Consider the following 25,884-nt stretch of genomic DNA (forward strand, 5'->3'; position numbering starts at 1 on the left):
GTTTGCACGGACCTTATCGCAGGCAGGCCCGGCGCGCCACCGTTCCCGGACCGGAACGCTGCTTTCCGAAACCGGCCAGCCTGACACCCAGATCGAAACTCGTATCCTCGCTGAGGCTGTCCGAATCGGTGAAGCGCCGTTCGATGGACATTTCGACGGTGAGGCATTCGTTGCGGTATTCCAGCCCCAGTTCGGCTTTCTGAGCGCGGTCCGCCTGGAAATCATAGCGTGTCTCGGCACTGGCCCACCAGCCATCCCGGATCTGCCAACCCGCCGTCGCAGTCAGTTCGGAGACGTCGACAGGGCGGTCTTCGCGTTCATCGGAATCCATCCAGAGATAGCCGGCCGAAACCTGCAATCCGGGCTTGAGCCAGCCCAGGCGCGTTTCATTTCGGCTAAGCGAAAAACTGTCGTCGAACAGGGCCCGGTTGACCAGGGCAAGGCCGTTGCTGGCCGAATAGCTGGTGGAGAGCAACCAGTCCGAATCCACCCCGCCCAAAGGTCCGGTGCCATCGAAAGCCGGGTCTGGACTTTCGCGAAGCACGCGGCCGGCGGTCACGCCGATCTGCCAACCTGCCGGATCGATGCGTGTCCAGCCGATTCCGAGATTGGCCCGGAAACCGGATTCGCGCGTATCCCATCCGGGAAAGCGGTCCAGTGAGAAAAGATTGCCTTCGTCGAATTCGACGAGCGTGCTGTCTTCGTTCGGGACCTCATCGTCATCGCTTGTTTCTGGCGACCAGACAAGCTGCACGACGGGCTCGACAATATGGGTCACGCCGCCGGAATGTCGGGCGAGCGGCCAGCGCAATTCGGTGGCAACCGCCGGGTTTGCACGAATGATCCAGTCGTCATACCGGCTGTCTTGATTGATGCGGTAGATATCGGCATCGACCGTCGTCTCGACCGCGCCGACGAAACCCGCGGGCAGGATCTCGGTGCGCCGCCAGTTCATCGCGACCGAGCCGCGCGCCATGTCGCGTCCGACGATGTCTTCGTTCGACGAGCGGCGATGGGCATGAAGCGACCATTCCATCCCCGCCATCCCGCCGATCAGCCCGGGCTGCCAGCGGCGCTGCCATAATGCATCGGCAACCAGCGAGGGCGTGGTATCGGCTGGCTCATCGTCGCGCAGGGATTCGTAGTTTCCAATGCGTGCGGTCAGCATGCGGTCGCGCCGAACCCGGTCGAGGGTCACGCCGCTCCATAGCCGATCGGCATCGGTGATGTCGTAATCAAGCAGATAGGCGCGATCCTTGGCCATCTGGACCTGTACGCCCAATTGATAGCCCCGCGGCAGTTCGAAACGCGCCGCACCGAACAGATAGCCTCGGGTCACGCCCGGATCGATATCATCGCGGCTGATTGCGCCGTTCAGCTCCAGCCCGCCATTCGAAAAGGCCTGCCGATAGCGCATCTCGAGCGTCGATGTCCTGCTGGCAGCAAGGTAGGGGGTCAGCGTGATGTCGGCGTGATCCCCGAGCGTTACGAAATAGGGCAGCTTGATGCCGACACCCAGGCTCGACGTGGTGCGGAACTGGGGGCGCAGAAGGCCGGTCCGGCGCTCGACCGTCGGATCGGGCGCGGTCAGGGACGGCAGGCTCAGCAAGGGAACGCCATAGGCTCGGAACTGCGGCTGATCGAAATGCAGCAACCGGGTCTGCGCATCATGCGTGATCCTGCGGGCGCGGATTTCCCAGAGCGGGATCGGGTCCGAGGCGCAGACCTGGCAGCTTGATGCCACGACATTGTCCATGGTGGTGATGCGGCCTTGCTGTTCGCGTCGCAATTGCCCTGAGGCGAGCTGCAACTCGCGTGCCAGCACAAGGCGCGCGCCACGAATGATCCCGTCCTGCAGGTTGGAGTCAAGCTGGGCCGAATCCGCGATGATGATCGTTTCGTTTTCGGTGCCGCGCAGCGCGGGCTGGCTCAGGTGGATGGGCCCCTCGATCACCGCGCCGCCCGTCTTGCCGTCATAGATCACGCGCGATGCGACCAGGCGCACCCCTTGATGCCAGATCACGACACCGCCCGAAGCGGTCAGCGTCTGATCCGTTCCCAGCGTGACGACATCCGCGAGCACGGTGGCGGGGCTGCTTGTGCGGGTGCCTTCCGGGGCGGGTGAAATGCTGACCGTTGTCCTGCTTCGGGCCACCGACGGGGCCTGGGAGGCCTCGGTTCCATCGGCATAGCGGTGCGTTCCGTCAGGCGTTTCAGTAGGCGCGAGCGCCGGACCTTCGTCCGAGCGGCCAAGGAAGCCGTCATCCTGACCATAGGCGGGCAGGGTCTGCCCGTCGGGAGCCAGGGTCTGGGCTTGCGCCATCTGTGCGGGCAGGGCCGCACAGGCCGCAAGCAGCCATGCAGCGCGTCGCGTGCTGATCGCCGGGCGGGCGGGTGTTTTCCTGGGCCTTGCCATCAGCCATCCTCCAGACGCAAGAGTGCGCCGAGAGCGAATAGCAGCGCAACAACAGGTGGCGCCCAACCCGCAAGGATCGGGGGTATGTCGCCATTATCACCCAGCACTTGCGCGAGATTGCGCAGGAAGAACAGACCAATTCCGCTGCCAAATCCCGCGAGGACAAGCATGCCCATCTTGCGGCCCCGCATGTGGCGCATGGTGAACACAGCCGCGATGGATACCATGGCCGCCATCAGAAGCGGCAGGGCAAGCTCCATCTGGAACCAGACCTTGTGCCTTTGTGCCGAAAATCCGGCGCGCTCTATGCCGCGGATGAACTGCGGCAACTGCCAGATCGGAATCGCCTCGGGTCGGCCGAAGCTGTCCCGGATGCGGGCGGCAGTCAGATCGGTCGGTAGTTCCATCTGCGGGATGCGGCGTGCCGTCGCCTCGGGGTTCGGATCGGTCAGCGGCCATTCCTTCACCTCGGATAGCTGCCAGGCCCCGGAACCAAGCCGCGCCTGCGCCGCCTCGATCCGGCGGCTCGGCCCCTGGTCGGGGGCGAATACCATGAAGGTGGCATCATAAAGCGTCGTCGCGTCCGGGCTTGCGCGAGTGGCGCGGATCACCATCTGGCCGGTGGTCTCGCTGCCGTCGGGTGAATTCGACCGCAGGGCCTGGCGCAGCCACACGCCGCTTTCGCTGAGGCTGACGGTCTGGCCACCATCGCTGCGGATGCGGGCGACCGCGTCGTCATATCGCTTGGAGGTGGCGGCAACCATCGGGTTCAGGATCGCCACCGCCAGAATGCCGGTCAGCGCGGCGGCCACGGCCGGGGCAGCAAGAACACGGATGCCCGACCGTCCCGATGCCCGGATCGCGACCAGTTCCGAACTGCGCGACAGGTTGAGGAACAACGCGATCCCGGCAAGCACCGTGATCAGCGGCATGATCGAGTAGAAGCTGCCGGTGATGTTCAGGATCGACAGCCCCGCCGCGCCGCTCAGACCGATCTCCTGTTCGGAAAACCGGCGGATCTGTTCGACGATGTCGATCAGGAAGAGGATGGCCGCAAAAATGGCCGCGACCATCAGGAAGGTGCGAAGGAACCTGCGGGCGACATAGGAAGACAAGATCATGTCGTGGCCCCGCTTGCGGGCTTGCGCTGGAGAGGTCGCCGTGGCTTGGCGGCGAGCCAGAGGATCAACACGCAGATCAACCCACCCACGGCCGAGGGCAGGTACATCAACGGCCATCGCGAGGCATTCTGGGCCACCTGATTCTGCACCGCCGTCCCAAGGAACTGCACGAGGATCAGTGCAAGTACCGCCCAGATCACCTGCCGCCAGACCCCGAAACGGCTGAAGCCACCCAGAAGAAGCATGGCAAAGCCAAGCATCGCGGCGACCGGGGCCTGCAAGGGCTTGCTCAGCCGCTCATGCGCCTCGGCCTGCGCGCGATCGACGGTCGAGCCGGTCGCGTCAAGCAGTTCGGCATCGGGTGAAAGCAGGCGCCCCGTCGGATAGGCGCGCAGGTCGCGCTTGCGCGCCTCGCCGGACCCGGTGAGCGATCCGAGATCGTAGGCGAGTTCATCAAAGCGCGTCACGGAAAGCTGGGCCGGTCCCGAGCGGTTCCCGTCGTGAATGCGCAAATTCTGCACCATGCCGCGCAAGAGCACGAGGCGCGGCCCGTTTTCCGTCTTGATCACCAAGGCTTCGGTCGCCGTATAGGTCACCTGGTTGTTGGGATCACGAGCGTCCTCGAGAAAGAAATCCTCGAGCCGGCCATCCGCAGCGATATCGCGGATGTAAAGCGTGACGCCCTTGACCGGATACTGGAAAGCCCCCGCGCGCAGGAACTGGGCGGTCACATTCTGCGCGATCTGCGCCTGCCGGTCGTTCAGCCGCCCCCGCGCCATCGGCACGACGGCATGAACCAGCAGCGCGACCATCAGCCCGACCAGCACGCCAAAGGTCAGGACAGGCCGCGCCAGTCGCCAGGGGGACATTCCTGCCGCCTGCATGGCGATCAGTTCCGATTCCGAAGAAAGCCGGTTCGTGCCGTAGGCCGAGGCGGTGAATGCCGCGATCGGCAGCACGACCGAAATCACCAGGGGCAGGGTCAGGGCAGTGAACTCCAGCACGACCAAAGCTGTCTGGCCGTCCGATATCAGCTGCTCGAACAGCGACACCGCCCGGTTGATCCAGTAGACCGACACAAGCACCAACGCAAAGAACCCGAACAGGGTCATAAGCTGCGACAGGATGTAGCGGTCAATCCGGGGCATGGGCGCTTTCACAAGGAGTGATTGGGCTTTGCTTAACCCCTGTCTGCCGATTGCGGAAGTCCCGGCACTGGTCAAGAGGTTGCGGGGTGACTAGTTTCCGCTCAGATTCATCACTTCTAGGAGCTGGTTGATGACCCATCCGGTAGAAATCTCTTTCACGTCAGTAGAGAACCAGGACCTTGTTTCGCGCAAGGGGCGCATTGCCGTCCTGGTGGCGCCGAACGCGCGCGTTCCCTCTTCGCTGCCGCGCCCCGCGCGTGCGGCGGTCGCGCGGGCATTGGCCTCGGATGCGTGGAAGGCGCTCAAGCCGGGCAAGTCACTGGAACTGGGCTTCCCTGCGGGCCTGCAGGCCGATGCCATTCAACTGGTCGCCCTGCCGCGCCGGACCGATGTCGCAACGGCACGCAAGGCCGGAGCGAGCATCGGCGCGAAGCTTGGCAAGACGCAGACCACCGTGCTGGCCGGTGATCACCCGATGGCTGCCGAAGTCGCCTTGGGGCTTGCTTTGCGCGCCTATGATTTCTCGGCCTACAAGACCAAAAAAAGCGACAGCGACGCTGAAGCTGCCGCATCCGATGGAACGCCGGCAGCGGCTGAAGACGCCAACGGGACGGGCGAGGCCGCGCAGCGCAACGTCGTCTTCATCCATGCCGACCCTGAAAAGCTGGCCCGCGCCGCCGCCGACGGTGCCGCCGTCGCCGAAGGTGTGTTCTTCACCCGTGATCTCGTGAGCGAGCCTGCGAATGTGCTGACGACGACCGATTTCGCGGATCGCCTTCTGGCGATGCGCGAACTGGGTCTGGAGATCGAGGTTCTGGACGAGGACGAGCTGGCAAAGCTCGGCATGCGCGCGCTTCTGGGTGTGGGGCAGGGCTCGGAAAGCCCGTCGAAGGTCGTGGTGATGCGCTGGAATGGTGGCGGCGAGGAAGCGCCGCTGGCGCTGATCGGCAAGGGTGTCGTCTTCGATACCGGCGGCATTTCCATCAAGCCGTCAGGTGGCATGGAGGAAATGACGATGGACATGGGCGGCGCGGGTGTCGTTGCGGGCGTGATGCGCACGCTTGCCCTGCGCCGTGCCAAGGCCAATGTCGTGGGTCTTGTCGGGCTCGTCGAGAACATGCCCGACGGCAAGGCGCAGCGGCCAGGCGATATCGTCCGCTCGATGAAGGGCGACACGATCGAGGTCATCAACACCGATGCCGAAGGTCGGCTCGTGCTGGCAGATGTGCTGTGGTACGCGCAGGAACGCTTCAAGCCCGCAGCCATGATCGACCTGGCCACGCTGACCGGTGCCGTCATCATCGCGCTTGGGCATGAGAATGCTGGTGTTTTCTCGAATGATGACGCCTTCGCGCGGCAATTGTTGGCCGCAGCTGGCGCCGAGGGCGAGGGGGCGTGGCGCCTGCCGCTTTCGCCAGCCTATGACGAGCTGATCAATTCCCGGCTGGCCGATATCAAGAATACCGGGGGCCGACCGGCCGGCTCGATCACGGCGGCGCAATTCCTTCAGCGCTTCGTATCGAAGGACGTGCCGTGGATCCATCTGGACATCGCCGGCGTCGCATTGCCGCCCGCGGCGACCGACCTCGCGCCGAAGGGTGCAAGTGGCTGGGGAGTCATGACGCTCAACCGGCTGGTCCGCGATCACTACGAGGCGAAGGCCTGATGGGGTCGGCCCTGTTCTACCATCTGACCCGCTCGGGGCCCTTACAGCTTTTGCCCGTCTTGCTGGGCAAAAGCCTGCATGCGGGTTGGCGGGTCGAGCTGCGGGGCAGGGACCGCGCGCGGCAGGTCGCGCTGGACGAGACCCTCTGGCAGGATGAGGGGTTCTTGCCCCACGGCCTGGCAGGGGGCGCGCATGATGTCCGTCAGCCGGTGCTGCTGACGGTCGAAGGGCAGGCGGCGCAAAATGCGCCGCTTTGCCTCATCGCACTGGACGGCGCCGCCGTCAGCGGAACCGAATGCCAGCAGCTTGAGCGCGTCTGCGTCGTCTTTGACGGCAACGACCCCGGCGAGCTGGATCGCGCCAGAAACCAGTGGCGTGAGCTGAAAGCCGACGGCGTCGAGATGGAATACTGGTCGGAAGCGGACGGGCGCTGGGAAAGAAAGCTCTGAAATGTCCTAGCGTTCGAGCACGAGGAGATTGTCCTCGATGCTGACGCGGGCGAAGCGTGACAGGTAGGACATGCCCATCAGCGACAGGTCGAGGTTCGAGCGCAGGACAAGCGCCACGACATGCTCATCGCTGATATCACCTATCGAAACCGTATCCAGCGTGACCGTCGCGGTCTCGATCACGCCGTTCGCCGTGCGGGCCTGGCCCACATAACCCAGCCTGTTCGGGTCTATGCCGACTTTTCGTGCGTCGTTTTCCGACAGTGCGATTGTCGAGGCGCCCGTATCGACAATAAAGCGGATCGGCGTACCGTTCACCGATGCGGTCAGGTGAAAATGACCATCGTCGCTCATGGGAACTTCGATGCGATCATTTCCGATGATCCGCGCCTGGGGAAAGATCGTGCTGCGGATCTCGCCCCACATCCCGGCAATGGCGATGGCCCCAAGAAAGATCATCGCCCATGCGGCAGCGAGGCGCAGCGTTCGCCCCGGCCTTGTGCGCAATTCGACCAGCAGGAACCCTCCGATGGCAATCAGCAGCAGCACCAGATAGGCCATGCGGCCGAATTCGTCTCCCATCAGACCAATCCCGACCCTTTCAGCCCGTCGATCACGAACTGGATCGAAAGCGCGGCCAGAAGCATCCCGAAAAGCCGTGTCACCACCATGGTTCCGGTGCGACCCAGAAGTCGAGCGATCGGTCCGGCCAGGGCGAAAAGGATGGCAACGATTGCCAGCACGACCAGCATGACCATGTGGATCATCGCCGTATGCGCCGCGCTTTCGTTCTGGTTCACCAGCAGGATCATCGTCGCCAGCGCCCCGGGCCCGGCGAGGAGGGGCGTGGCCAGCGGGAATACGGAAGGATCGTCATGGTCATCGCGGGCGGGGTCATCCTTGGTCTGGCCCTCGCGCCGCTCGGTCCGGCGCTCGAAGAGCATGTCGAGCGCGGTAAGAAACAGCAAGAGCCCCCCGGCGATGCGGAAGGCGGGCAGCGAGATACCGATGCCCGCCAGTATGGCCTCCCCCGCGAGCCCGAACAGGGTCATCAGCACTGCTGCAATGGCCAGCGCGCGCCATCCGATTCGGCGCTGCCTTTCCGGGGTCATGCCTCGTGTCAGTGCAATGAAAAGAGGCACCAGCCCGACGGGGTCGATGACCACGAAAAGCGTGACAAATGCGCTGATGATCTGGGTGCTGTCCATGAAGCCGGACATATCACGGCTCGAAGGTTCGGGAAATGCCGTGACCGTTTCTGCCACGGCTTGAGGCGGCGCCGTCATCATCCGATCACATGCGCGTTTGTGCTTTGCAATGCTTCGCGGCGGGGGGTAGACATGGCCAGATCAAAGTCGGTCCAACCGACAAGGGAGTTAAGCTATGCTGCAAAACATCGGCCTTCCTGGCCTTCTTCTTATCGCCGTGGTGGTGCTGGTGCTTTTTGGACGCGGGAAAGTGTCCTCGCTGATGGGTGAGGTCGGCAAGGGCATCACCGCGTTCAAGAAAGGTGTCAAGGAAGGCGGCGAAGAGATCGAGCGCGAGACCGAGCAGAAGAACTCGGCCGAGGTTCGTCCGATCTCGAACACGCCGAGCCAAGACGCCGTCGACGCCCGCACTCGCGCCGATGAAGCGCTGCGCGACGTGACGCCGCGCGACGGCGATCGCTCGTAAGCGGGACAGGCACGGCACATGCTGGATATCGGCTGGAGCGAGCTGCTGCTGATCGGAGTCGTGGCGCTGATCGTCATCGGGCCAAAGGACCTGCCGCAGCTGTTCCATACCCTGGGTCGGATTACCGCCCGGGCACGGGCCATGGCGCGGGAATTCACCAGCGCCATGGAGGATGCCGCCAAGGATACTGGCCTTGACGAGGCCGGGAACGCCTTGCGCGACGTGAAATCCCTGACTTCGAAAAAGGCCCTGGGACTGGACGCGCTTGAACGGGCGGCCGACCGGTTCGAGAAATGGGAGCCCAAGCTTCCGCCCCGCGATGGCCAGGCTGTTCCCGATCCGGCCCAGCCGGCAACGGAAAAGACTGCGACGGCGGAAGCTGATGCCGCGCCACCTGCGGGTGCACCGCCAGCCCCCGGCATTGCCGCGGCGACAACACCGGCCGCAGAACCTGAATCCGGCCAGCGCCGACTGCATGCGGTGCGCCGATCCGATACGAAAGACCTTTGATTGTCCGCCAATTCCGCCAAGCGCCCCGACGAAATCGATGACAGTTCGGCCCCGCTGATCGAGCATCTGGCCGAATTGCGTACCCGGCTGATCTGGTCCGTTCTGGCCTTTGTCGTGGCCATGGTTCTTTGCTATGCGGTCTGGAACCCGATCTACAATTTCCTGACGCGTCCAATCTGCCATGCGCTGGAAACCCGCGGGCAGGAATGCGGGCTGATCCTGCTGAAATTGCAGGAAGGTTTCTTCGTCGCGATCCAGATTTCGTTCCTTGGCGGCTTTGTTCTCGCCTTTCCGATCATCGCCTACCAGCTTTGGCGATTTGTGGCACCGGGCCTCTATCGCAGCGAAAAGGCGGCCTTCCTGCCGTTTCTGGTCGCTTCGCCCGTCATGTTCCTGATCGGCGCGTCCTTCGCCTATTACATTATCCTGCCGATGGCTTACGACTTCTTCCTCGGCTTCCAGCAGGGTCCGATGGCGCTGCCCGATGATCCGAATACGGTGCAGGCGGATAATGCGCTGGCCGGGATCGTGTTCCAAGGCTCGGTCAGTGAGTACCTGTCGCTGACGACCAAGTTCATCCTGGCCTTCGGCATCTCATTCCAGTTGCCGGTAGCGCTGACGCTGATGGGCAAGGCCGGTCTTGTCTCGTCCGAGGGGCTGGCCAGCATGCGGCGCTACGCGGTTCTGGTCATTCTCGTCATGGCGGCCGTCGTGACTCCGCCCGATGTGGTCAGCCAGGTCGTGCTGTTCACCGTGATCTACGGGCTTTACGAAATTTCGATCCAGCTCGTTCGCCGTATCGAGAAGAAACGCGCGCTCGAGGAACAGGAAGCCGATGTCGAGTAATCTTCTGGTACGGATCGCCGAGGCGCTTGAGCGCATGGCGCCTCCGCCCGCGCCCGCACCCAGCTTTTCCGAAGCCACTGCCTATGTCTGGCAGCCCGATCCAGATCGGCTCGAGCCGGTGGCCGAGGTCAATCGGGTCGATCTGGTTCAGCTTATCGGTATCGACCGTTCGCGCGACACGCTGCTTGCGAATACGCTGCAATTCGCGCGCGGCTATGCCGCGAACAATGCGCTGCTATGGGGATCGCGCGGGATGGGGAAATCCTCGCTCGTCAAGGCGGTTCACGCCGAGGCGGTCCGTCAGGGCCTGCCGCTTGTCCTCGTCGAGATCGCGCGCGAGGATCTTGGCTCGGTCGGTCGTCTGCTTGGCATTCTTGGGCAGGCCAGTGACAGGCGCTTCGTGCTTTTCTCGGACGATCTTTCGTTCAGCCATGACGATACGCAGTATAAGTCGCTGAAGGCCGTGCTGGATGGCGGGATCGCGGGCAGGCCGGAAAATGTCATCCTTTACGCGACATCCAACCGACGTCACCTGATGCCGCGCGACATGATCGACAATGAACGCTCGACCGCGATTCATCCGGGTGAGGCGGTCGAAGAGAAGGTGTCGCTTTCGGACCGTTTCGGGCTTTGGCTTGGCTTTCATCCCTGCTCACAGGACGAATATCTCGCCATGGTGCGCGGATATTGTGATGCATATGGCGTCGACGTATCGGACGAGCAACTTCGCGCCGAGGCGATCGAATGGCAGGCGACCCGGGGTTCGCGTTCGGGCCGCGTCGCCTGGCAGTTCTTTACAGATCTCGCCGGCCGGCAAGGGATTTCCGTCTGATCATTCGCCCGTGAGGGCCAAGATCGGTGATCGGTTTTCGGGGAGACGGCATCGTCTTCTCGACGGCCATTCGGGGGGCAGAGCGCCTTTTGTGGCATTCTGCCCAGATCGCAAGCCAAAGATGCCAAGACGGGCCTGCCCGGGACATTCACCCGACCGCTCGACAGGGTGTCCATGGGATCGCAGGCGTCGGCGCGCAGATTTTCGTGCGGCGGGCGAAAATGGCTCCACGTCACGCCGCCCATCTGGCAAGGCTTGAAACTGCAACTGAAATCTTAAAAATAAGCCGGCCGCTGAAATTGTCTCGCAACATTGCGGAACAGATGATAAGCGCAATCTGACGACCGGGTGAGAACAATGCCCAGCCTCACCCGGTCTGGCCGTACTCATGACTCGAAGAACTTTTAAAACGGCTCGAAGTCAGACTGCCCGCAAAGCCGATATTCCGAAACCTGACTTTTTGGTGAAGTTCAGGCGCCGGATCATTACAATCGGAGCGAAATTTTATCCCTTGATTGCTTCGAAATAACATATACAACTTAAGGTTGTTCAGCCCCTTTCCTTTCCGTGGTCGGTTTGGAAAACTGGCCGATGATTCGTCCTGGCGGGCGCCGGAATTGCCAAGGAGCATGACCGTGACCGAAAACGAGCGCAAAGCCCATGACGCGGCCGATGCGGGGTCAGCGGAAGCCGAACTGCGTCAGGCCGAGCGCGAGGCGCGTCAGGCAGAAAACCGGGCAAAGCGCGAGGTTCATCGGGCGGAACAACGCGCATTACGCGAGGCGCAGCGGCGCAAGAACCAACGTGCCCGGGCCGTGGCACGCGGCAATCTCGTGCCGGGTCAGGGGGAGTTCAACATTCTGATCGTCGCCCAGAACGGTCGCCTGGCGCGCGAGGCGGTGCTTTTCGCGGCCAGCCTGCGACGCAACTCCCCAAAATGGAGCGGCAGGCTCATCGTGGCGGAGCCGACAGGCGATGGGGCGTGGCAAGGGGTCAATACCCGCCTGTCGGATCGCGAACGCGGTGTCTTGCAGGATCTTGACGCCGAGATTGTCCCGCTCCATGCGCAAGCCTTCGGCAGAGACTATCCCAACGGCAACAAGATAGAGGCTCTGGAGCTTCTTCCACCCGCAGAGCCCTTTCTGTTCTTTGACACCGATACGGTCGTTCTTGGTGAACTTTCTGACCTTGGGATCGATTTCCAGAGGCCCTGCGCGTCGATGCGGCGAACCGGAACATGGCCGATACCGCCGCTATACGGCCCCGGATATTCCGCGATCTGGAAGTCGCTCTATGACCGGTTCAGCCTCGATTTCTCGACGACACTGGATCTGGCGCAGCCTGATGAACATTGGGAACGCTATCTCTATTTCAATGCCGGATGGTTCACCGGCGACGATCCGCGCGAATTCGGCCGTCGCTTCCGGGAATGGGCGATCGCGATCAGGGACGAGCCGGGCGACGAGCTGGCTTGCCAGTCGCTCTATCCGTGGCTGGACCAGATCGTGTTGCCGCTGGTCATCCACTCGTTCGCGGGGGGAAGGCCAGGGCCGGAAATGGCCGGGCTGGATGGCCATCTGACCTGCCACTATCGCAATTTGTCGCTGCTCTACGCCCGTGAAGCGGATGACATTGTCACGCTGGTGGAAGAGTTGATCCTCGATCCATTGATTGCCCCCGTCTTTGCCGAAGACGAGGCGGTGCAGCGGTTGGTGCTGGACGGAATGGGACGGGAGAAACTGCGACCGATGTTCGAGCAAAATGCGGCGCAACCTGAACAGAATATTCGTCACAAGCTGAAGCGCGCCGAATTATGGTTTCATTAGGTCGTTTGCACTTCGCTTGTATGGTAAAACTCTGGACGGATTCCCTGTAAATCGGCCTCGATTCACCGATAGGTACCCAAGTGCTGATTTTACCGGGGGCGACCGGAATATAACCTGCCTCAGGAATTCATTCGGCAACCGGGATCTGCTGATTTTCAACTGCGAAGTGACGAATTTTACCTGCAGTGACGAAACGGCCCGCCTCGTGTTCCGAAGCGGGCCTTGTGGTTTCCGAATGTGCGAAGCGGGCTCAGCCTTTGCCGCCGAGCGCCTCGTCGCAGCGCGCGCAGGTTCCGGCATGCTTGTGGCTGCCGACATCGGGCAGGATCTTCCAGCAGCGCTCGCATTTCTCGCCCTCGGCCGGCTCGAAGACCACGCCCACGCCCGCGACATCGGGAAGGCGGAAGGCCTCGTTCGGGGCAGGGTCCGCCGTCAGGCTCAGGTCGGACGTGATGCAGATATCGGCGAAATTGACCGATTTCAGCGCCTTGAGCACCTCGGCATCCTCGACATGGACCACGGGGGCGGCCTCGAGGCTGGCGCCGATCACCTTGTCGGTGCGCTTGATTTCCAGCGCGGCCGTGACCGCGCGGCGGGTGCGGCGGATCGCGTCCCATTTGCGGGCCAGCGGCTCGTTCAGCCAGTCCGCCGGGGTCACCGGGAAGTCGTGCAGGTGGACCGAATCCTCGTCCGAGGGGAAGCGGCTCAGCCAGACATCTTCCATGGTGAAGGGCAGGATCGGCGCGAGCCAGGTCACCAGGCGCTGGAACAGGATGTCCAGCACCGTGCGGGCCGAGCGGCGGCGCAGGCTGTCCGGCGCATCGCAGTAGAGCGCGTCCTTGCGGATGTCGAAATAGAAGCTCGACAAGTCCACGGTGGCGAACTGGAACACGGTCTGGAAGACGCCCTGGAAGTCATAGGCGTCATAGCCCTTGCGGAGCTGGTGGTCGATCTGCGCGAGGCGATGCAGGACCCATTGCTCGAGCTCGGGCATGTCCTTCACTTCGACGCGCTCGGCATCCGAGAAGCCGTCAAGGTTGCCCAGCACGAAGCGCAGGGTGTTGCGCAGCCGGCGGTAGCTGTCCGCGGTGCCCTTCAGGATCTCTTTCCCGATGCGCAGGTCGGCGGTGTAGTCCGACTGCGCCACCCAGAGGCGCAGGATATCCGCGCCATATTCCTTGATGACATCGGCCGGGGCCACGGTATTGCCGAGCGACTTGGACATTTTCATGCCCTTCTCGTCCAGCGTGAAGCCATGGGTCAGCACGCCCTTGTAGGGCGCGCGGCCCTTGGTCGCGCAGGCCTGCAGGAGCGAGGAATGGAACCAGCCGCGATGCTGGTCGGTGCCTTCCAGGTACAGGTCGGCGATGCCGTCGGGCGAGCCATCGGCGCGGTCGCGGATCACGAAAGCATGGGTCGAGCCGGAATCGAACCACACATCCAGCACGTCCATGACCTGATCGTAAGCCTCGGGATCGGCCACGCCGTCCAGCATCTTCGCCTTGAAATCGGCCCGATACCAGACATCTGCGCCGTCTTTCTCGAAAGCTTCGATGATCCGGTCATTGACCCGCGGATCGCGCAGCAGGAAATCGGCATCGTCTGGGCGCGCGCCCTTTTTCACGAAGCAGGTCAGCGGCACGCCCCAGGCGCGCTGGCGTGACAGGACCCAGTCCGGGCGGTTCTCGATCATCGAGAAGAGCCGGTTGCGGCCGGTCTGCGGCGTCCATTTCACCAGCCGGTCGATCGAGGCGAGCGCGCGGGCGCGGATGGTGTCGCCATATTCGCCCATGCCATCCGTCAGCGCCTTGTCGATCGCGGCGAACCATTGCGGGGTGTTGCGATAGATCAGCGGCGCCTTCGAGCGCCAGCTATGCGGATAGCTGTGCTTGACCTTGCCCTTGGCGAGCAGCGCTCCGGCCCAGGCCAGCTGCTTGATGACGCTGACATTGGCCGGGCCTTCCTTGCCCTCGGCGGTCAGGATCGCCTCGCCGCCGAAGATCGGCAGGTCCTTGCGATAGGAACCGTCGGGTTCGACATTGTAGGTCATCGGCAGCCCGAATTTCAGGCCAAGCTGGTAGTCGTCATCGCCATGGCTGGGCGCGGTATGGACGAAGCCCGTGCCGGCATCCTCGGTGACATGGTCGCCGGGCAGCAGCGGCACGTCATAGTCCCATTCGCCATTGCCGTTCTCGACGCCGTTCAGCGGGTGCTTCAGAGCCACGCCGTCCAGCTCCGAGGCCGGGACATCGCGCAGGCGGGTGAATTCCTCGACCTTGGCGGATTTCATCACGCCTTCGGCCAGGGCATCGGCCAGCACGATCTTTTCGCCGATTTTCGCGGTGGCGTTCTCGGCGGCGGCGGTGACCTCGTAGAGGCCATAGGCGATGGTCGGGTTGTAGGCCACCGCGCGGTTCTGCGGGATGGTCCAGGGGGTCGTCGTCCAGATCACCACCGTGGCGCCGTCGAACGCGCCGCCCTTGGGCGCGAACCGCACCCAGATCGTGTGGCTGGTATGGTCGTGATACTCGACCTCGGCCTCGGCCAGGGCGGTCTTCTCGACCGGCGACCACATCACCGGCTTCGAGCCCTGGTACAGGCTGCCGTTCATCAGAAGCTTCATGAACTCGGCCGCGATCACTGCCTCGGCGTGGTAGTTCATCGTCAGGTAGGGGTCTTCCCACTTTCCGATGATGCCGAGGCGCTTGAATTCCTCGCGTTGGGTTTCCACCCAGCCTTCGGCGAACTTGCGGCATTCCTGGCGGAATTCGACGACATCGACATCGTCCTTGTTCTGCTGCTTCAGGCGGTACTGTTCCTCGATCTTCCATTCGATCGGCAGGCCGTGGCAGTCCCAGCCCGGGACATAGCGCGCATCGCGGCCCATCATCTGCTGGCTGCGGGTGATGAAGTCCTTGAGCACCTTGTTCAGCGCGTGGCCGATATGCAGATGGCCGTTCGCATAGGGCGGGCCGTCATGCAGGATGAAGGGGGTGCGGCCCTCCTTGCGGCGCAGGCGGTCATAGATGCCCATGCGCTCCCAACGGGAGAGCCATTCGGGTTCACGCTGGGGCAGGCCCGCGCGCATCGGGAAATCGGTCTGGGGCAGGAAAACGGTATCGCGGTAGTCGGGGGTCGCGTCGCTCATCGGGCGGTCCTTTGTCGGTCGTTCAGGCAGGCAGCAGAAACCCGGCGGCGCGAACCCTCACGCCGCCGGGCTGCTAATTCGGATGCCGAACGCCAGAAATCTCATGCGCTCTCTATAGAAATGCACAAGGGTGGCTGCAAGCACCCGTCGGAATTCTGCCCGTTCGGACCGCCTTGTGGGCTCAGCCCCGACCGCGATAGGGCGCGACGCCCTGATCGGGGATCCACAAGCCCTCGGGCGTCGCGCCGCTCTGCCAGAAGACGTCGATCGGCATGCCGCCGCGCGGATACCAGTAGCCGCCGATGCGCAGCCATTTCGGTGCGAGCAATTCGACCAGGCGCAGTCCGATGCTGACGGTGCAATCCTCGTGGAAGGCGCCGTGGTTACGGAAGCTGCCGAGATAGAGCTTCAGAGATTTCGATTCGACCAGCCATTCGCCCGGCACGTAGTCGATGACGAGATGGGCGAAATCGGGCTGGCCCGTCATCGGGCAGAGGCTGGTGAATTCGGGCTGGGTGAAGCGCACGCAATAGGCGGTCTCGGCGCGTGGATTGGGCACGCGCTCGAGCACCGCGTCCTCGGGGGATTGCGGCAGGGTGGTGGATTGACCGAGCTGGGTCAGGTTGTCGGTGTAATGGCTCATCATCTGCTCCTGTTTTTACCGGGTGGGCTGCGACCGGGTGTCGCGCCATAGCAGGCGCGGGGCCGCGCGTCAAAGCGCGCCCTTGCGGGCGCCCCGCGCGCGGCCCATATCCGGGCGATGATCCCGCCACGCTTTCCCGTCACCGCCGAACAGATCGACCTCGTCGTCGCGGTCTTCTATGCCGCGATCCGCAGGCATGAGGTGCTGGGCCCGATCTTCGCCGCCCATGTCACCGACTGGCCCCCGCATGAGGCCAAGATCGCGGCCTTCTGGCGCAATGCGATCCTGCACGAGCGCAGCTACGAGGGCAGCCCGATGCAGGCCCATATGCGCGCGGGCAATGTCGCGCCCGAGCATTTCCGCGACTGGCTCATGCTTTTCGACGAGACGCTGCGCCGCAGCCTGCCGCCCGAGAGCGCCGCAGGCTGGTCGGCGCTCGCCCATCGCATCGGCGCGGGGCTGCGCATGGGGGTAGAGAACATGCGACCCAAGGCGGGGCCTCCGGTCTTGCGCTGAACCGGCGCGAGGCGTAAACAAAACGGGAACAAACCCGGAGGTTGCCATGCGGATCGACTATCTGGAATTCACGTCCCCCGACATTTCGGCCACCAAGGCCTTCTTCGGTCGCGCCTTTGGCTGGGGCTTCAACGATTACGGCCCGGACTACCAGGAACTGGTCGAAGCCGGGGTCTCGGGCGGGATCGCGGCGGGTCCACTGGCGCCGCCGCTGGTGATCCTCAAGGCCGATGACCTGGAAGCCGCGCTGGCGCAGGTCAGCGAGGCGGGGGCCGAGATCACCAAGGCGATCTTCAGCTTCCCGGGCGGGCGGCGCTTCCAGTTCCGCGAGCCGGGCGGGACCGAGATGGCGGTCTGGTCCGAGACCTAGCCCTTGTTGCGGGGAGGGCGCGGGCGATAGGTGGGCAGGTTCCAGCCAAAGGCCATGCTGCCGGCCCGCAGCGCAAAGACTGTAAGCCCGCAGGCGACCAGCGCCCAGCCTTGCGAAGACCCCATGCCGATCAGCGCGGCGCCGACCAGCGCCCCGCCAAAGGCGGCGGTCACGTAAAGCTCGCCCTGCTTCAGGACCAGCGGAAGCTCATTGGCGACGGTGTCGCGTGCCATGCCGCCGAACGTACCGGTGATGACGCCCATGGCGACGGTGACGACCGGGCCGGCCCCGGCCTCGATCGCGACGCCGACCCCGGCGGGCACCGCGACCCCCAGCGCCAGCGCATCCAGCCACAGAAGCAGGTTGTAGCGGCTTTCAAACAGATGCGCGGTGAAGAAAACCAGCACGGCCGCCGCCGCGATCAGCAGCAGAAGCTCGGGGCGCCCGACCCAGAAGACCGGGCCTTGGCCCAGCAGCAGGTCGCGCAGCGTGCCGCCGCCGATCCCGGTCAGCGCCGCAAAGAAGATGAAGCCCACGATGTCGAGCTGCGCACGGCTGGCGACCAGCGCCCCGGTCAGGGCAAAAACCAGGACGCTGGCATAGTCGAGAAGAGCGATGAGCGAGACGAGGCTCACTCTGCCGCCTTTGCTGGCTTGTAGGGCGCCATGCCCGCCCGCGCCAATTCGTCCGCGCGTTCGTTTTCCGGATGGCCGGCATGACCCTTGATCCATTCCCAACGGACCTTGTGGCGTGCCTGGGCCTCGTCCAGCCTTTGCCAAAGTTCGGCGTTCTTGACCGGCTTGCGGTCGGCTGTCCGCCAGCCATTCCGTTTCCAGCCGTGGATCCACTGCGTGACGCCGTTCTTCACGTAGGCACTGTCTGTCGTGACCGTGATCTCGCTGGGACGGGAGAGCACCTCCAGCGCCGAGATCGCGGCCATGAGCTCCATGCGGTTATTCGTCGTATCCGCCTCACCGCCCGAAAGTTCACGCTCTTTCAGGATAGTTTCTCCGTCCATGGCGCGCATCAGGACGCCCCAGCCCCCGGGGCCGGGATTGCCGCTGCAGGCGCCGTCGGTCCAGGCCAGCAGGACCGTCATTCGCCAAGGCCCACATAGCCGGGCAGGGCGGCGATGCGCGCAAGCCAGCGATTGATCGCGGGAAAGCGCGCCATGTCGAAGCCGCTGCGCTCTTCGGCGGTGTGCGTATAGCCATAAAGGCAGATATCTGCGATCGAGGGCGCATCGCCGACCAGCCAGTCCTGTGTGGCCAGGCGATCTTCCATCACCTGCAAGAGCTGATGCCCGCGCTCAAGCAATTCGGCAAGGCGTTCGGGTGTCGCGAGATGGCGTCGCTGCGGATAGAAAAGCAATGCCCCGCGCACGGCGATGACGCCTTCATGCTGGTTCTGTTCCCAGAACATCCAGGACATGACCTCGGCGCGCCGGAATGCATTCTCGGGCAGGAAGCTCGTGCCCTCTGCCAGCCAGAACAGGATCGCGTTCGATTCGGGAAGCAGGCGACCGTCATCCAGCTCCAGCACCGGGGCCTTGCCAAAGGGAAGCCGGCCTTCGGCCTTGGCGCGATCCAACGCCTCGGTCTCATATTCGACATCGACCGTGTCGCACTGGCGTCCCAGAAGCGACATCAGCAGTCGCACCTTGTAGCTGTTTCCCGAAGAGGGCATTGAAAAAAGACGCATTCGACACCTGCCTTGGTCCAAGTCCTGCTGCCCGCGCGGCGGCGGGCAAGCCAAATCTGCGCGGCACTATAGGTGGGATCGCATCAGGCGGCCAGCGCAAGCAGGCCGCCCCAATCATGGCGCGTTACGAGGGTTTCGCCAGATAGGGGATGGCCCCTGCGATGTCGGTATCGTCGATCAGTCGGAAATGGCTGACCGAGCCATCCTGCCTGGCTTTGCCGAAGGGCGCGTATTCCGGATCGTTCACGAACGACATCGCATCGTCGCGGTTCGGGAACTGGATCAGCGCGATCAGCGTCTCGTCGGTCTGGTCGCCTTCCAGCGTCTCGATATTGCCGCTGCGCGACAGGTAGCGGCCATTATGGCGGGCCGCGATGTCATGCACACGCGCGGCATAGTCGGGGATCCATGCATCGTCGGTGACCTGCACCTCGGCAATCAGAAAAACGGTCATTCGGGTTTCCTCCCTGCCCGAGCCGCACGCTACGATCGGCGGCGGCAACTTGGAGCAGCATAGTGGCCAAGACTTCTTGCCGTCCATCCGACGATTTGACGACCCGTCAAGTGGCGGCAGGCCCCACAAGATAGGGGATGGCGCCGGCAAGGTCGGTGTCGTCGATCAGCCGGTAATGACAGATCGATCCCTGCCGCCGCGCCGCGCCATAGGGCGCATATTCGGGGTCATCGGCAAAGGCCAAGACATCCTCGCGCGAGGGGAATTCCAGAAGCGAGATGACCGTGCCTTCGCTAGGGGGGCCTTCGATGGTCTCGACATTGCCGCTGCGGGACAGGAACCGGCCATTATGGCGTGCGGCGATCTCATGCACATGTGCGACGTAATCGGGGATCCAGGCTTCGTCCGTGATCTTCACTTCGGCGATCAGATAGACTGTCATGCGGAACACTCCCGTGAAAGCCAGCCGCCGCATGGTCGCGGTCGGCCCCCGCAGAATAACAGAAGGGACCGATTGCCTCCTAACGCGAAAATCAGGCGCGGATCAGGCCTCGCGAAGCACCCGAGGCACCTTGAATTCAACGTTCTCGCGCGCCGTTTCGACCAGTTCCACGGTCACGTCGAAACGCGCGCGGAAGGCTTCGACCACCTCGTCGACCAGCACCTCGGGCGCGCTGGCCCCCGCGGTGACGCCGACCGAGCGTACGCCCTCGATCGCGCGCCAGTCGATCTGGTCGGCGCGCATGACGAGTTGCGAATAGGCGCAGCCCGCCGCGCTGCCCACTTCGACAAGGCGGCGCGAGTTCGAGCTGTTCGGCGCCCCGATCACGAAAAGCGCGTCGATCTGACCCGCGATCGCCTTGACCGAGGCCTGGCGATTGGTGGTGGCATAGCAGATGTCTTCCTTGGCAGGGCCGACGATGGCGGGGAAACGTGCCTGCAGCGCGGCAACGATGGCTGCGGTGTCATCGACCGAAAGGGTGGTCTGGGTGATGAAGGCGAGACGGCCCGGATCGCGCGGGTCGATCACCGCCACATCTTCCACTGTTTCGACCAGAAGGACCTCGCCATCGGGCAACTGACCCATGGTGCCCAGCACCTCGGGGTGCCCGGCATGGCCGATCATCACCATCTGAAGGCCCGCGGCGTGATGGCGCTCGGCCTCGACATGGACCTTGCTGACCAGGGGGCAGGTCGCGTCGACATAGACCATCTCGCGGCGACGCGCCTCGGCCGGGATGGCTTTGGGAACGCCATGCGCCGAAAAGATCACCGGGCGGTCATCGGGGCATTCATCCAGTTCCTCGACGAAGACCGCGCCCTTGTCACGCAGGTTGTCCACCACGAACTTGTTGTGCACGATCTCGTGGCGGACATAGACCGGGGCGCCCCATTTCTGCAGCGCCATCTCGACGATCTTGATCGCGCGGTCCACGCCCGCGCAGAAGCCGCGCGGGGCAGCGAGGTAAAGGATCAAAGGCGGTTTCTTGTCCATGCCCATCACCTAGCCTTCCGCCCAGCCTGCCGCAAGGTTCAGGCGCCCTCGAATGCTGTCAGGGCGAAGACCTCGTGTCCCATCTCTTCAAGCAGCTTGCGCCCACCCAGCTCGGGCAGGTCGATGACAAAGGCGCAGCCGATGACTTCTGCCCCAAGACGCTCGCAAAGCGCGATGCCTGCCGCAGCGGTTCCTCCGGTGGCAAGAAGGTCATCCACGATCAGCACGCGGTCACCGGGGTTCAGTGCGTCGTCGTGGATTTCGACGACCGCCTCGCCATATTCCAGCTCATAGGCCTGGCTCAGAACGGCGCCCGGCAACTTGCCCTTTTTCCGGATCGGCACGAAGCCCACGGAAAGCTGGTGGGCCACGGCGCCCCCCAGAATGAAGCCGCGCGCCTCGAGCCCCACGACCTTGTCGATCTGTTCGCCGGCATAGGGGTTCAGAAGCTGGTCGACTGCCATGCGAAATCCGCGCGCATCCGCGAAGAGGGTGGTCACGTCGCGAAACAGGATACCCTCTTTCGGGAAGTCGACGATCGTTCGGATATAGTCCCGGACCTCGCGGGTGTCGCGGCTTCTCTTTGCCGGTTTGTCCATCAGGGTCGCTCCATTTCGAAAGTCTCGGTCGTGATCGTGTAATCCTTGTAGCCCAGGCGCGACAGCCAACCGTTGCGTCGCGGGTCGAACCGGCCGTCGATGACGCAGTCTTCGCGCAGATGGATGCCGGTCACGACCCCCAGCACCATGTAGTTCGCTTCGCCGGCCAGGCGAAGGATGCGCGTTGCCCGACATTCGAGCGAGGCCGCCGCCTGGGCAACCCGCGGGCAATCTATGGTTTCGCATTCGGCCGCCTCTATTCCTGCGGCCTCGAACTCGCTTACCCCTGCCGCCAGAGCTGCCGAGCTTGCATTCACCTGATCCTTCATCGCGCCGTCGGCGATATTGACGCAGAAGACCCGGCTTTGCGCGATCTGCTCGACGCTGTCTTTGGTGCCGCGTCGATCGGGTTTGGCTGCGGTTGAAGCGAACATCACCTGGGGCGGGACATAGGCGGTCAGGTTGAAGAAGGAATAGGGCGCAAGATTGTCACCCAACCTGCCACGGGTCGAAATCCAGCCGATAGGGCGGGGGGCGACAATGGCATTCAACGGGTTGTGGGGCAGGCCGTGACCGGCCTCGGGTCGGTAGAACATCCGTTTCCTCGGGTCCGATTGCCGGGCGCGACCAATCCGCGCCGCTTGACCGCTTCCGTCTGCCCGCCCCGCCGTTTCGCGTCAAGCCGCGTGCTTGACCGACGTGGCGAAGGGCGCAAATAATTTCATCCGCGCGCTGTCAAAGAATGTTTGCGCGCAGCGACTAGCGTGCTAGGGGGCGCGCCGGTCGGATCCCGACCCGCACCATCATCCCTGGCGGGAGACTCAATGTACGCACTTTGCCCCGAGACCCAAAACGACACGCCCGAAGTCGAGGCGCTGATGGACCTGTGCTTCGCGCCGGGACGAACCGCGCTTTCATCCTATCGATTGCGAGAAGGCGTGCCGCAGGTCTGGGCGTTGTGTCTTGTGTTGCGGGACGAGGCTGGGGTGCTTCTCGGCGCGATCCGTTATTGGCCCGTGCGGGTCGGGGAAAGGCCGGTGCTGCTTCTTGGTCCCGTCGCCGTACATCCGACGACGCAGGGCGAAGGGCTGGGCGCGCTTCTGATGCGCGAAAGCCTTTCTCGGGCGCGAGAACTTGGCTGGGCGCGTGTCATGTTGGTGGGGGATCTTCCCTATTACCAGCGTTTCGGCTTTGCCAAGCTTGACGATGTTGAAATGCCGCCGCCCACCAACCCGGACCGCGTGCTTGGCCTGGAACTGGTCGATGGCGCCTGGCGGGGTGTCAACGGTCCGGTCACGCGCGAGACGAGCGCACGGGTCGCTGCCGGTCTGAACGAACAGCTTCGTGAGCCGCCAAAAAGCCAGGCCCGCGTGGTGATCTCACCCCCCGCCGGCGCTTCGCGGGGAGTGGCGGGCGCCGGGAAACGCTAGGCACATGCCCCCAAGGGAAGTGCGTCAATCGACCGTGCCCCGTGACAAGGAACCTCTGGCGCCCCATCTTTGTTTCTTTGATGGTCCGTGTGGATCGCAAGCGAAAGCCCAGGTAGCCAAGGAATGACCAAGCAAAACCCGATTCCCATGCGTCAGTCGGTTCTGCCCCCTATCACCGACCCGACCGTACATACCGAGATTGACCGCCTCGCGCGGCGCTATCTCAATGCGGGCGGCGTCGCGATGGAGCTGATGAACGCCGTGGGCGGCAAGGCCGAGGGGTTGCTGGACCGTCTGCCGAAACCCGTGCGGACGCGGATGGACCGAATCACGCTCAGCGCGCTCGGCCGGGCGTTCGATGCGGCCTCACGGTCGCGCGGTTTGCTGACGGATCGCGGGGACTGGTTCAACCGCATGCTGTCCACGACCTCGGGCGCAGTTGGAGGTTTCGCCGGCATCGCAGGGGCGACGCTGGAACTGCCGGTCACCGTCACGCTGCTGTTGCGTGCGATCATGGATATTGCGGCCGAGCACGGCTTTGATCCCGACAGCGACCAGGCTCGGCGTGAAGCCTTGCAGATTTTTGCCGTGGCCGGTCCGCTTGCCGATGATGAGGGCGCCGATCTTGGCCTGTTGACCGCGCGGATGTCGATCACCGGGCAGACAGTGCAGACACTGATTGCGCGGGTCGCGCCGCGGCTTTCGGCCTCGCTCGCCCAGAAGCTCGCGGCCCAGACCGTGCCGCTGCTTGGCGCTTTTGCCGGTGCCGCGATCAACTACAACTTCACGCGTTACTATCAGGAGGTCGCCCGCGTTCAGTTCGGCCTGCTGCGCTTGTCGCAGGAAACGGGACTGCCTCGCGAGGCGCTGATCGAGGCACTGACATTGCGCATGGAACAGATCCGCCCCGGCTCGACCGGTCGGGCCGCGCGTCGTGCAAAGTCCTAACTTTCGCTTTCTGTCGTCAATTCCAGCGCTGAAGGGGCGGTGTCGAGATGGTCGATGCCCAGCGGAGCGGATGGCCGCGCCAAACGCGAGCGCACGATCCAGTGAAGCCGTTCCTGGGCGCGTGTGATCGCGACATAGGTCAGGCGCTTCCACAGTGGCACGCCCGCCTCGGTCCGGTTCGACCAGGCTGCCGCGCTGATGTCGGGGGCAAAGACCTGGACGTCCGGCCACTGGCTGCCCTGGGCCTTGTGGATCGTGACAGCCGCGCCATGAAGGAACGTCGCCCCCATTCTTGCAGCATAAGGGATGAAGGGTTCTTCGACATCCGGCATCTCGATCCGCACGATTGACGCGGCGGAAAGGCGAGGATCTTCGGCCCCCACAACATGCAGTCGCGAGAAGCCGGGCTTGCGACCCGGTCCCAGATAGATCACCTGCGCCCCCTTGATGAGGCCGCGCGCCTCGAGGTCGATGCGCTTCTTGCGATGCTTAAGCGGAAGTTCCAGCCCGTCGCAGATCAAAGGCTCGCCCGGAAGCAATGCGTCGCCGGGCGCGCCATAGGCTGAGCGGAAGGCCTGGATCAACTTGATGCGGGTGACATTGCGCCAGACAAGGACCGGGCTGCTCGCCATCAGATCGCTTTCCACGCGCTCGGCCCAGACGACACGGTCGTCGCGCTGGGCGGCCTCGCGCACCATGCGTTCGAATTCCGGGAAATCCAGATCCGGATCGGCCAGCGCATGGGCCAGGTCAAGGATCGGGCTGTCACCTGACTGGCGATGGATGCGCGACAATTCCAGCCGCTGCGATTTCGCGAGCCGATCAAAGACCATCTCACCCGATTGGCCGACCGGGGCGAGCTGGGCCGGATCACCGAAAAGGATCAGCACAGGAAAGATCTCGCGCAGATCGTCGAACTGGCGTTCGTCGAGCATCGAGGCTTCGTCGATCAGGCCTATATCCAGCCCTTCCTCGCGCCGCTTCCAGCCACGGATGAAATCCGAGCCTCGCAGCCCCGCAGCCGCCAAAGCGCCGGGGATCGAGGCATGCTGCTGGTAGAACGCCTTGGCCCGGTCGAGCGCGGCATCCGTCAGGCCTTCGATCACGCCTTCGACGGCAGGCCGATCACCCGCGCCGGTCAGCCAGTCGGCGATCCGTTCATAGTCCGGGTCGTAAACGGGCGTGTAGAGGATGCGATGGATCGTCGTCGCTGGAACACCGCGCATGCGCAGGACAAAGGCCGCCTTGTTCGTCGGGGCGAGGATCGCGACCGTGCGGCGTTCCTTGCGCTTCCTGCCTTCATAATCCCCCGAGATCACGTCCACCCCGGCGGCTTTCAGCGCGCGGGTCAACTCGGCCAGCAGCAGGGTCTTGCCCGAGCCGGCCTTGCCGATCACAGCCATCACACGGCCCTTGCCGGCAGTTGCAGGAGCCACTTCTTCGGAAACGAGATCTATGCCCGTCTCCTCGAGGGCAGCGGCGATCGCATCCCAGGCCTCGGCCTGATCGGGGGAAAGTGCGGGCAGGGTCATGGCCCCTGTTAGCCTGCGCAGTCCTGCCGCGAAAGTCCCATCAAGCCCGCTCGTCCTTGGGTGAGCCCATCACCACATGGGTCGTGATGGTCGAGATCTGGGGAAAAGCGCCCAGCACCTCGCTGTGAAAACGGCGGTAGGATTCCAGATCGCGGACCTCGACGCGGATAAGATATTCGACCGAACCGGTGATATTGTGGCACTCTCGGACCTGTGGCGCGGCAAGACAGGCCCGTTCGAAAGCCTGCTGCGCGTCGTTCGAATGTCGCGACAGGCCGACCGTGACATAAGCCGTAAACCCGGCCTCGCGCGCCGCAGGATGGATGACGGCGCGATAGCCCATGATCGCGCCTCGACGCTCCAGTTCCTGGACGCGGCGCAGGCAAGCGGATGGGGACAGGCCGATCTCGGATGCAAGCTGTTGATTCGGAATTCTTCCGTTCTGCGAAAGGATGCGCAATATTCTTTCGGAGATGGGGTCATTTTCTGGCGCTGGTTGTGACAATTTGGTCTGGACGTCCATGTAAGATCAAAAATTGTGGCCATAGTAGAATATCATT

At 63.7% G+C, this 25,884-nt stretch carries 28 protein-coding genes; 11 read left to right on the forward strand and 17 right to left on the reverse strand.

The genetic code is table 11. The annotated features are described in order from the left end of the window. Nucleotides 1-13: 13 nt before the first annotated feature. The 3 genes from RGQ15_RS09290 to lptF are packed head-to-tail and all read right to left on the reverse strand — an operon-like array spanning nucleotide 14 to nucleotide 4,685. A complete protein-coding gene (locus RGQ15_RS09290) occupies nucleotides 14-2,416 on the reverse strand; it encodes an LPS-assembly protein LptD (RefSeq protein WP_311159927.1) in 2,403 nt (800 codons plus the stop codon). Next, a complete protein-coding gene (gene lptG / locus RGQ15_RS09295; RefSeq protein WP_311159928.1) occupies nucleotides 2,416-3,537 on the reverse strand; it encodes an LPS export ABC transporter permease LptG in 1,122 nt (373 codons plus the stop codon). Before lptG ends, RGQ15_RS09290 begins: the two co-directional genes overlap by 1 nt. Next, nucleotides 3,534-4,685: an LPS export ABC transporter permease LptF gene (gene lptF, locus RGQ15_RS09300; protein ID WP_311159929.1), complete on the reverse strand. Its 1,152-nt coding sequence runs from the start codon at nucleotides 4,683-4,685 to the stop codon at nucleotides 3,534-3,536. The genes lptG and lptF overlap by 4 nt, the downstream gene beginning before the upstream one ends. A 130-nt stretch (nucleotides 4,686-4,815) precedes the next feature. Between lptF and RGQ15_RS09305 the strand changes: the two genes are divergently transcribed. Together RGQ15_RS09305 and RGQ15_RS09310 are read left to right on the forward strand one after the other, a co-directional pair. Beyond that, nucleotides 4,816-6,351, forward strand: a complete 1,536-nt coding sequence (locus RGQ15_RS09305) for a leucyl aminopeptidase (protein ID WP_311159930.1) — start codon at nucleotides 4,816-4,818, stop codon at nucleotides 6,349-6,351. Continuing rightward, the gene (locus tag RGQ15_RS09310) at nucleotides 6,351-6,800 is read left to right on the forward strand and encodes a DNA polymerase III subunit chi (protein ID WP_311159931.1); all 450 of its coding nucleotides are present in this window, start codon (nucleotides 6,351-6,353) and stop codon (nucleotides 6,798-6,800) included. Before RGQ15_RS09305 ends, RGQ15_RS09310 begins: the two co-directional genes overlap by 1 nt. Before the next feature lie 6 nt (nucleotides 6,801-6,806). On the opposite strand, the gene RGQ15_RS09315 is transcribed toward RGQ15_RS09310, so the two are convergent. Beyond that, entirely contained in the window at nucleotides 6,807-7,382 is a 576-nt protein-coding gene (locus RGQ15_RS09315; protein ID WP_311159932.1) for a retropepsin-like aspartic protease family protein, read from the reverse strand. Then, nucleotides 7,382-8,008, reverse strand: coding sequence for a MarC family protein (locus RGQ15_RS09320; RefSeq protein WP_311161070.1), 627 nt, complete (start codon nucleotides 8,006-8,008; stop codon nucleotides 7,382-7,384). The genes RGQ15_RS09315 and RGQ15_RS09320 overlap by 1 nt, the downstream gene beginning before the upstream one ends. Nucleotides 8,009-8,183: 175 nt before the next feature. Here RGQ15_RS09320 and RGQ15_RS09325 point away from each other — a divergent pair, with 175 nt between their 5' ends. The 5 genes from RGQ15_RS09325 (at nucleotide 8,184) to RGQ15_RS09345 (ending at nucleotide 12,488) form a co-directional block, all read left to right on the forward strand. Further along, a complete protein-coding gene (locus RGQ15_RS09325) occupies nucleotides 8,184-8,474 on the forward strand; it encodes a twin-arginine translocase TatA/TatE family subunit (protein ID WP_311159933.1) in 291 nt (96 codons plus the stop codon). Nucleotides 8,475-8,492: 18 nt separating this feature from the next. After that, entirely contained in the window at nucleotides 8,493-8,984 is a 492-nt protein-coding gene (gene tatB / locus RGQ15_RS09330) for a Sec-independent protein translocase protein TatB (protein WP_311159934.1), read from the forward strand. Next, a complete protein-coding gene (gene tatC, locus RGQ15_RS09335) occupies nucleotides 8,985-9,830 on the forward strand; it encodes a twin-arginine translocase subunit TatC (RefSeq protein WP_311159935.1) in 846 nt (281 codons plus the stop codon). It abuts the gene before it with no gap. Continuing rightward, complete coding sequence (locus RGQ15_RS09340) at nucleotides 9,820-10,662, forward strand: ATP-binding protein (RefSeq protein WP_311159936.1); 843 nt, start codon at nucleotides 9,820-9,822, stop codon at nucleotides 10,660-10,662. Before tatC ends, RGQ15_RS09340 begins: the two co-directional genes overlap by 11 nt. Nucleotides 10,663-11,291: 629 nt before the next feature. After that, on the forward strand, nucleotides 11,292-12,488 hold the full coding sequence (locus RGQ15_RS09345) for a hypothetical protein (RefSeq protein ID WP_311159938.1): 1,197 nt from the start codon (nucleotides 11,292-11,294) through the stop codon (nucleotides 12,486-12,488). Between the two features lie 250 nt (nucleotides 12,489-12,738). Here the strand turns inward: RGQ15_RS09345 and ileS are convergent, their stop codons facing one another. Then, on the reverse strand, nucleotides 12,739-15,636 hold the full coding sequence (gene ileS, locus RGQ15_RS09350; RefSeq protein WP_311159939.1) for an isoleucine--tRNA ligase: 2,898 nt from the start codon (nucleotides 15,634-15,636) through the stop codon (nucleotides 12,739-12,741). 181 nt (nucleotides 15,637-15,817) lie between these two features. Next, nucleotides 15,818-16,279 (reverse strand): preQ(1) synthase, encoded by a 462-nt coding sequence (gene queF / locus RGQ15_RS09355; RefSeq protein WP_409201312.1) that lies wholly within the window; start codon nucleotides 16,277-16,279, stop codon nucleotides 15,818-15,820. 117 nt (nucleotides 16,280-16,396) lie between these two features. Between queF and RGQ15_RS09360 the strand changes: the two genes are divergently transcribed. Beyond that, nucleotides 16,397-16,795, forward strand: coding sequence for a group III truncated hemoglobin (locus tag RGQ15_RS09360; RefSeq protein ID WP_311159941.1), 399 nt, complete (start codon nucleotides 16,397-16,399; stop codon nucleotides 16,793-16,795). A 46-nt stretch (nucleotides 16,796-16,841) separates the two neighbouring features. Continuing rightward, nucleotides 16,842-17,165 carry a VOC family protein gene (locus RGQ15_RS09365; RefSeq protein WP_311159942.1) on the forward strand — a complete coding sequence of 108 codons (324 nt, stop codon included), beginning with the start codon at nucleotides 16,842-16,844 and terminating at the stop codon, nucleotides 17,163-17,165. Here the strand turns inward: RGQ15_RS09365 and RGQ15_RS09370 are convergent. The 8 genes from RGQ15_RS09370 to RGQ15_RS09405 form a co-directional block, all read right to left on the reverse strand. Continuing rightward, a complete protein-coding gene (locus RGQ15_RS09370; RefSeq protein WP_311159943.1) occupies nucleotides 17,162-17,800 on the reverse strand; it encodes a trimeric intracellular cation channel family protein in 639 nt (212 codons plus the stop codon). The genes RGQ15_RS09365 and RGQ15_RS09370 overlap by 4 nt on opposite strands. After that, nucleotides 17,797-18,264 carry a ribonuclease HI gene (gene rnhA / locus RGQ15_RS09375; RefSeq protein WP_311159944.1) on the reverse strand — a complete coding sequence of 156 codons (468 nt, stop codon included), beginning with the start codon at nucleotides 18,262-18,264 and terminating at the stop codon, nucleotides 17,797-17,799. Before rnhA ends, RGQ15_RS09370 begins: the two co-directional genes overlap by 4 nt. After that, nucleotides 18,261-18,866: a glutathione S-transferase family protein gene (locus RGQ15_RS09380; RefSeq protein ID WP_311159945.1), complete on the reverse strand. Its 606-nt coding sequence runs from the start codon at nucleotides 18,864-18,866 to the stop codon at nucleotides 18,261-18,263. The genes rnhA and RGQ15_RS09380 overlap by 4 nt, the downstream gene beginning before the upstream one ends. A gap of 124 nt (nucleotides 18,867-18,990) precedes the next feature. Continuing rightward, nucleotides 18,991-19,320 carry a DUF1330 domain-containing protein gene (locus RGQ15_RS09385; protein ID WP_311159946.1) on the reverse strand — a complete coding sequence of 110 codons (330 nt, stop codon included), beginning with the start codon at nucleotides 19,318-19,320 and terminating at the stop codon, nucleotides 18,991-18,993. A 106-nt stretch (nucleotides 19,321-19,426) separates the two neighbouring features. Beyond that, nucleotides 19,427-19,762 (reverse strand): DUF1330 domain-containing protein, encoded by a 336-nt coding sequence (locus tag RGQ15_RS09390; RefSeq protein ID WP_311159947.1) that lies wholly within the window; start codon nucleotides 19,760-19,762, stop codon nucleotides 19,427-19,429. Between the two features lie 102 nt (nucleotides 19,763-19,864). After that, the gene (ispH, locus tag RGQ15_RS09395) at nucleotides 19,865-20,815 is read right to left on the reverse strand and encodes a 4-hydroxy-3-methylbut-2-enyl diphosphate reductase (protein WP_311159948.1); all 951 of its coding nucleotides are present in this window, start codon (nucleotides 20,813-20,815) and stop codon (nucleotides 19,865-19,867) included. Nucleotides 20,816-20,853: 38 nt separating this feature from the next. Continuing rightward, nucleotides 20,854-21,414, reverse strand: a complete 561-nt coding sequence (locus RGQ15_RS09400; protein WP_311159949.1) for an adenine phosphoribosyltransferase — start codon at nucleotides 21,412-21,414, stop codon at nucleotides 20,854-20,856. Continuing rightward, nucleotides 21,414-22,010: a flavin reductase family protein gene (locus RGQ15_RS09405; RefSeq protein ID WP_311159950.1), complete on the reverse strand. Its 597-nt coding sequence runs from the start codon at nucleotides 22,008-22,010 to the stop codon at nucleotides 21,414-21,416. Before RGQ15_RS09405 ends, RGQ15_RS09400 begins: the two co-directional genes overlap by 1 nt. A 228-nt stretch (nucleotides 22,011-22,238) precedes the next feature. On the opposite strand from RGQ15_RS09405, the gene RGQ15_RS09410 reads away from it, so the two are divergent. Further along, entirely contained in the window at nucleotides 22,239-22,844 is a 606-nt protein-coding gene (locus RGQ15_RS09410; protein WP_311159951.1) for a GNAT family N-acetyltransferase, read from the forward strand. A 123-nt stretch (nucleotides 22,845-22,967) separates the two neighbouring features. Next, on the forward strand, nucleotides 22,968-23,792 hold the full coding sequence (locus tag RGQ15_RS09415) for an EcsC family protein (RefSeq protein ID WP_311159952.1): 825 nt from the start codon (nucleotides 22,968-22,970) through the stop codon (nucleotides 23,790-23,792). On the opposite strand, the gene RGQ15_RS09420 is transcribed toward RGQ15_RS09415, so the two are convergent. Together RGQ15_RS09420 and RGQ15_RS09425 are read right to left on the reverse strand one after the other, a co-directional pair. Beyond that, a complete protein-coding gene (locus RGQ15_RS09420; protein ID WP_311159953.1) occupies nucleotides 23,789-25,324 on the reverse strand; it encodes an ATP-dependent DNA helicase in 1,536 nt (511 codons plus the stop codon). The two genes, RGQ15_RS09415 and RGQ15_RS09420, sit on opposite strands and share 4 nt — an antisense overlap. 40 nt (nucleotides 25,325-25,364) lie before the next feature. Continuing rightward, the gene (locus tag RGQ15_RS09425; RefSeq protein WP_311159954.1) at nucleotides 25,365-25,847 is read right to left on the reverse strand and encodes an Lrp/AsnC family transcriptional regulator; all 483 of its coding nucleotides are present in this window, start codon (nucleotides 25,845-25,847) and stop codon (nucleotides 25,365-25,367) included. Nucleotides 25,848-25,884: the final 37 nt, after the last annotated feature.

Origin of the sequence: Paracoccus sp. MBLB3053, from assembly GCF_031822435.1 — a bacterium.
Taxonomy (GTDB): Bacteria; Pseudomonadota; Alphaproteobacteria; order Rhodobacterales; family Rhodobacteraceae; genus Paracoccus; species Paracoccus aurantius.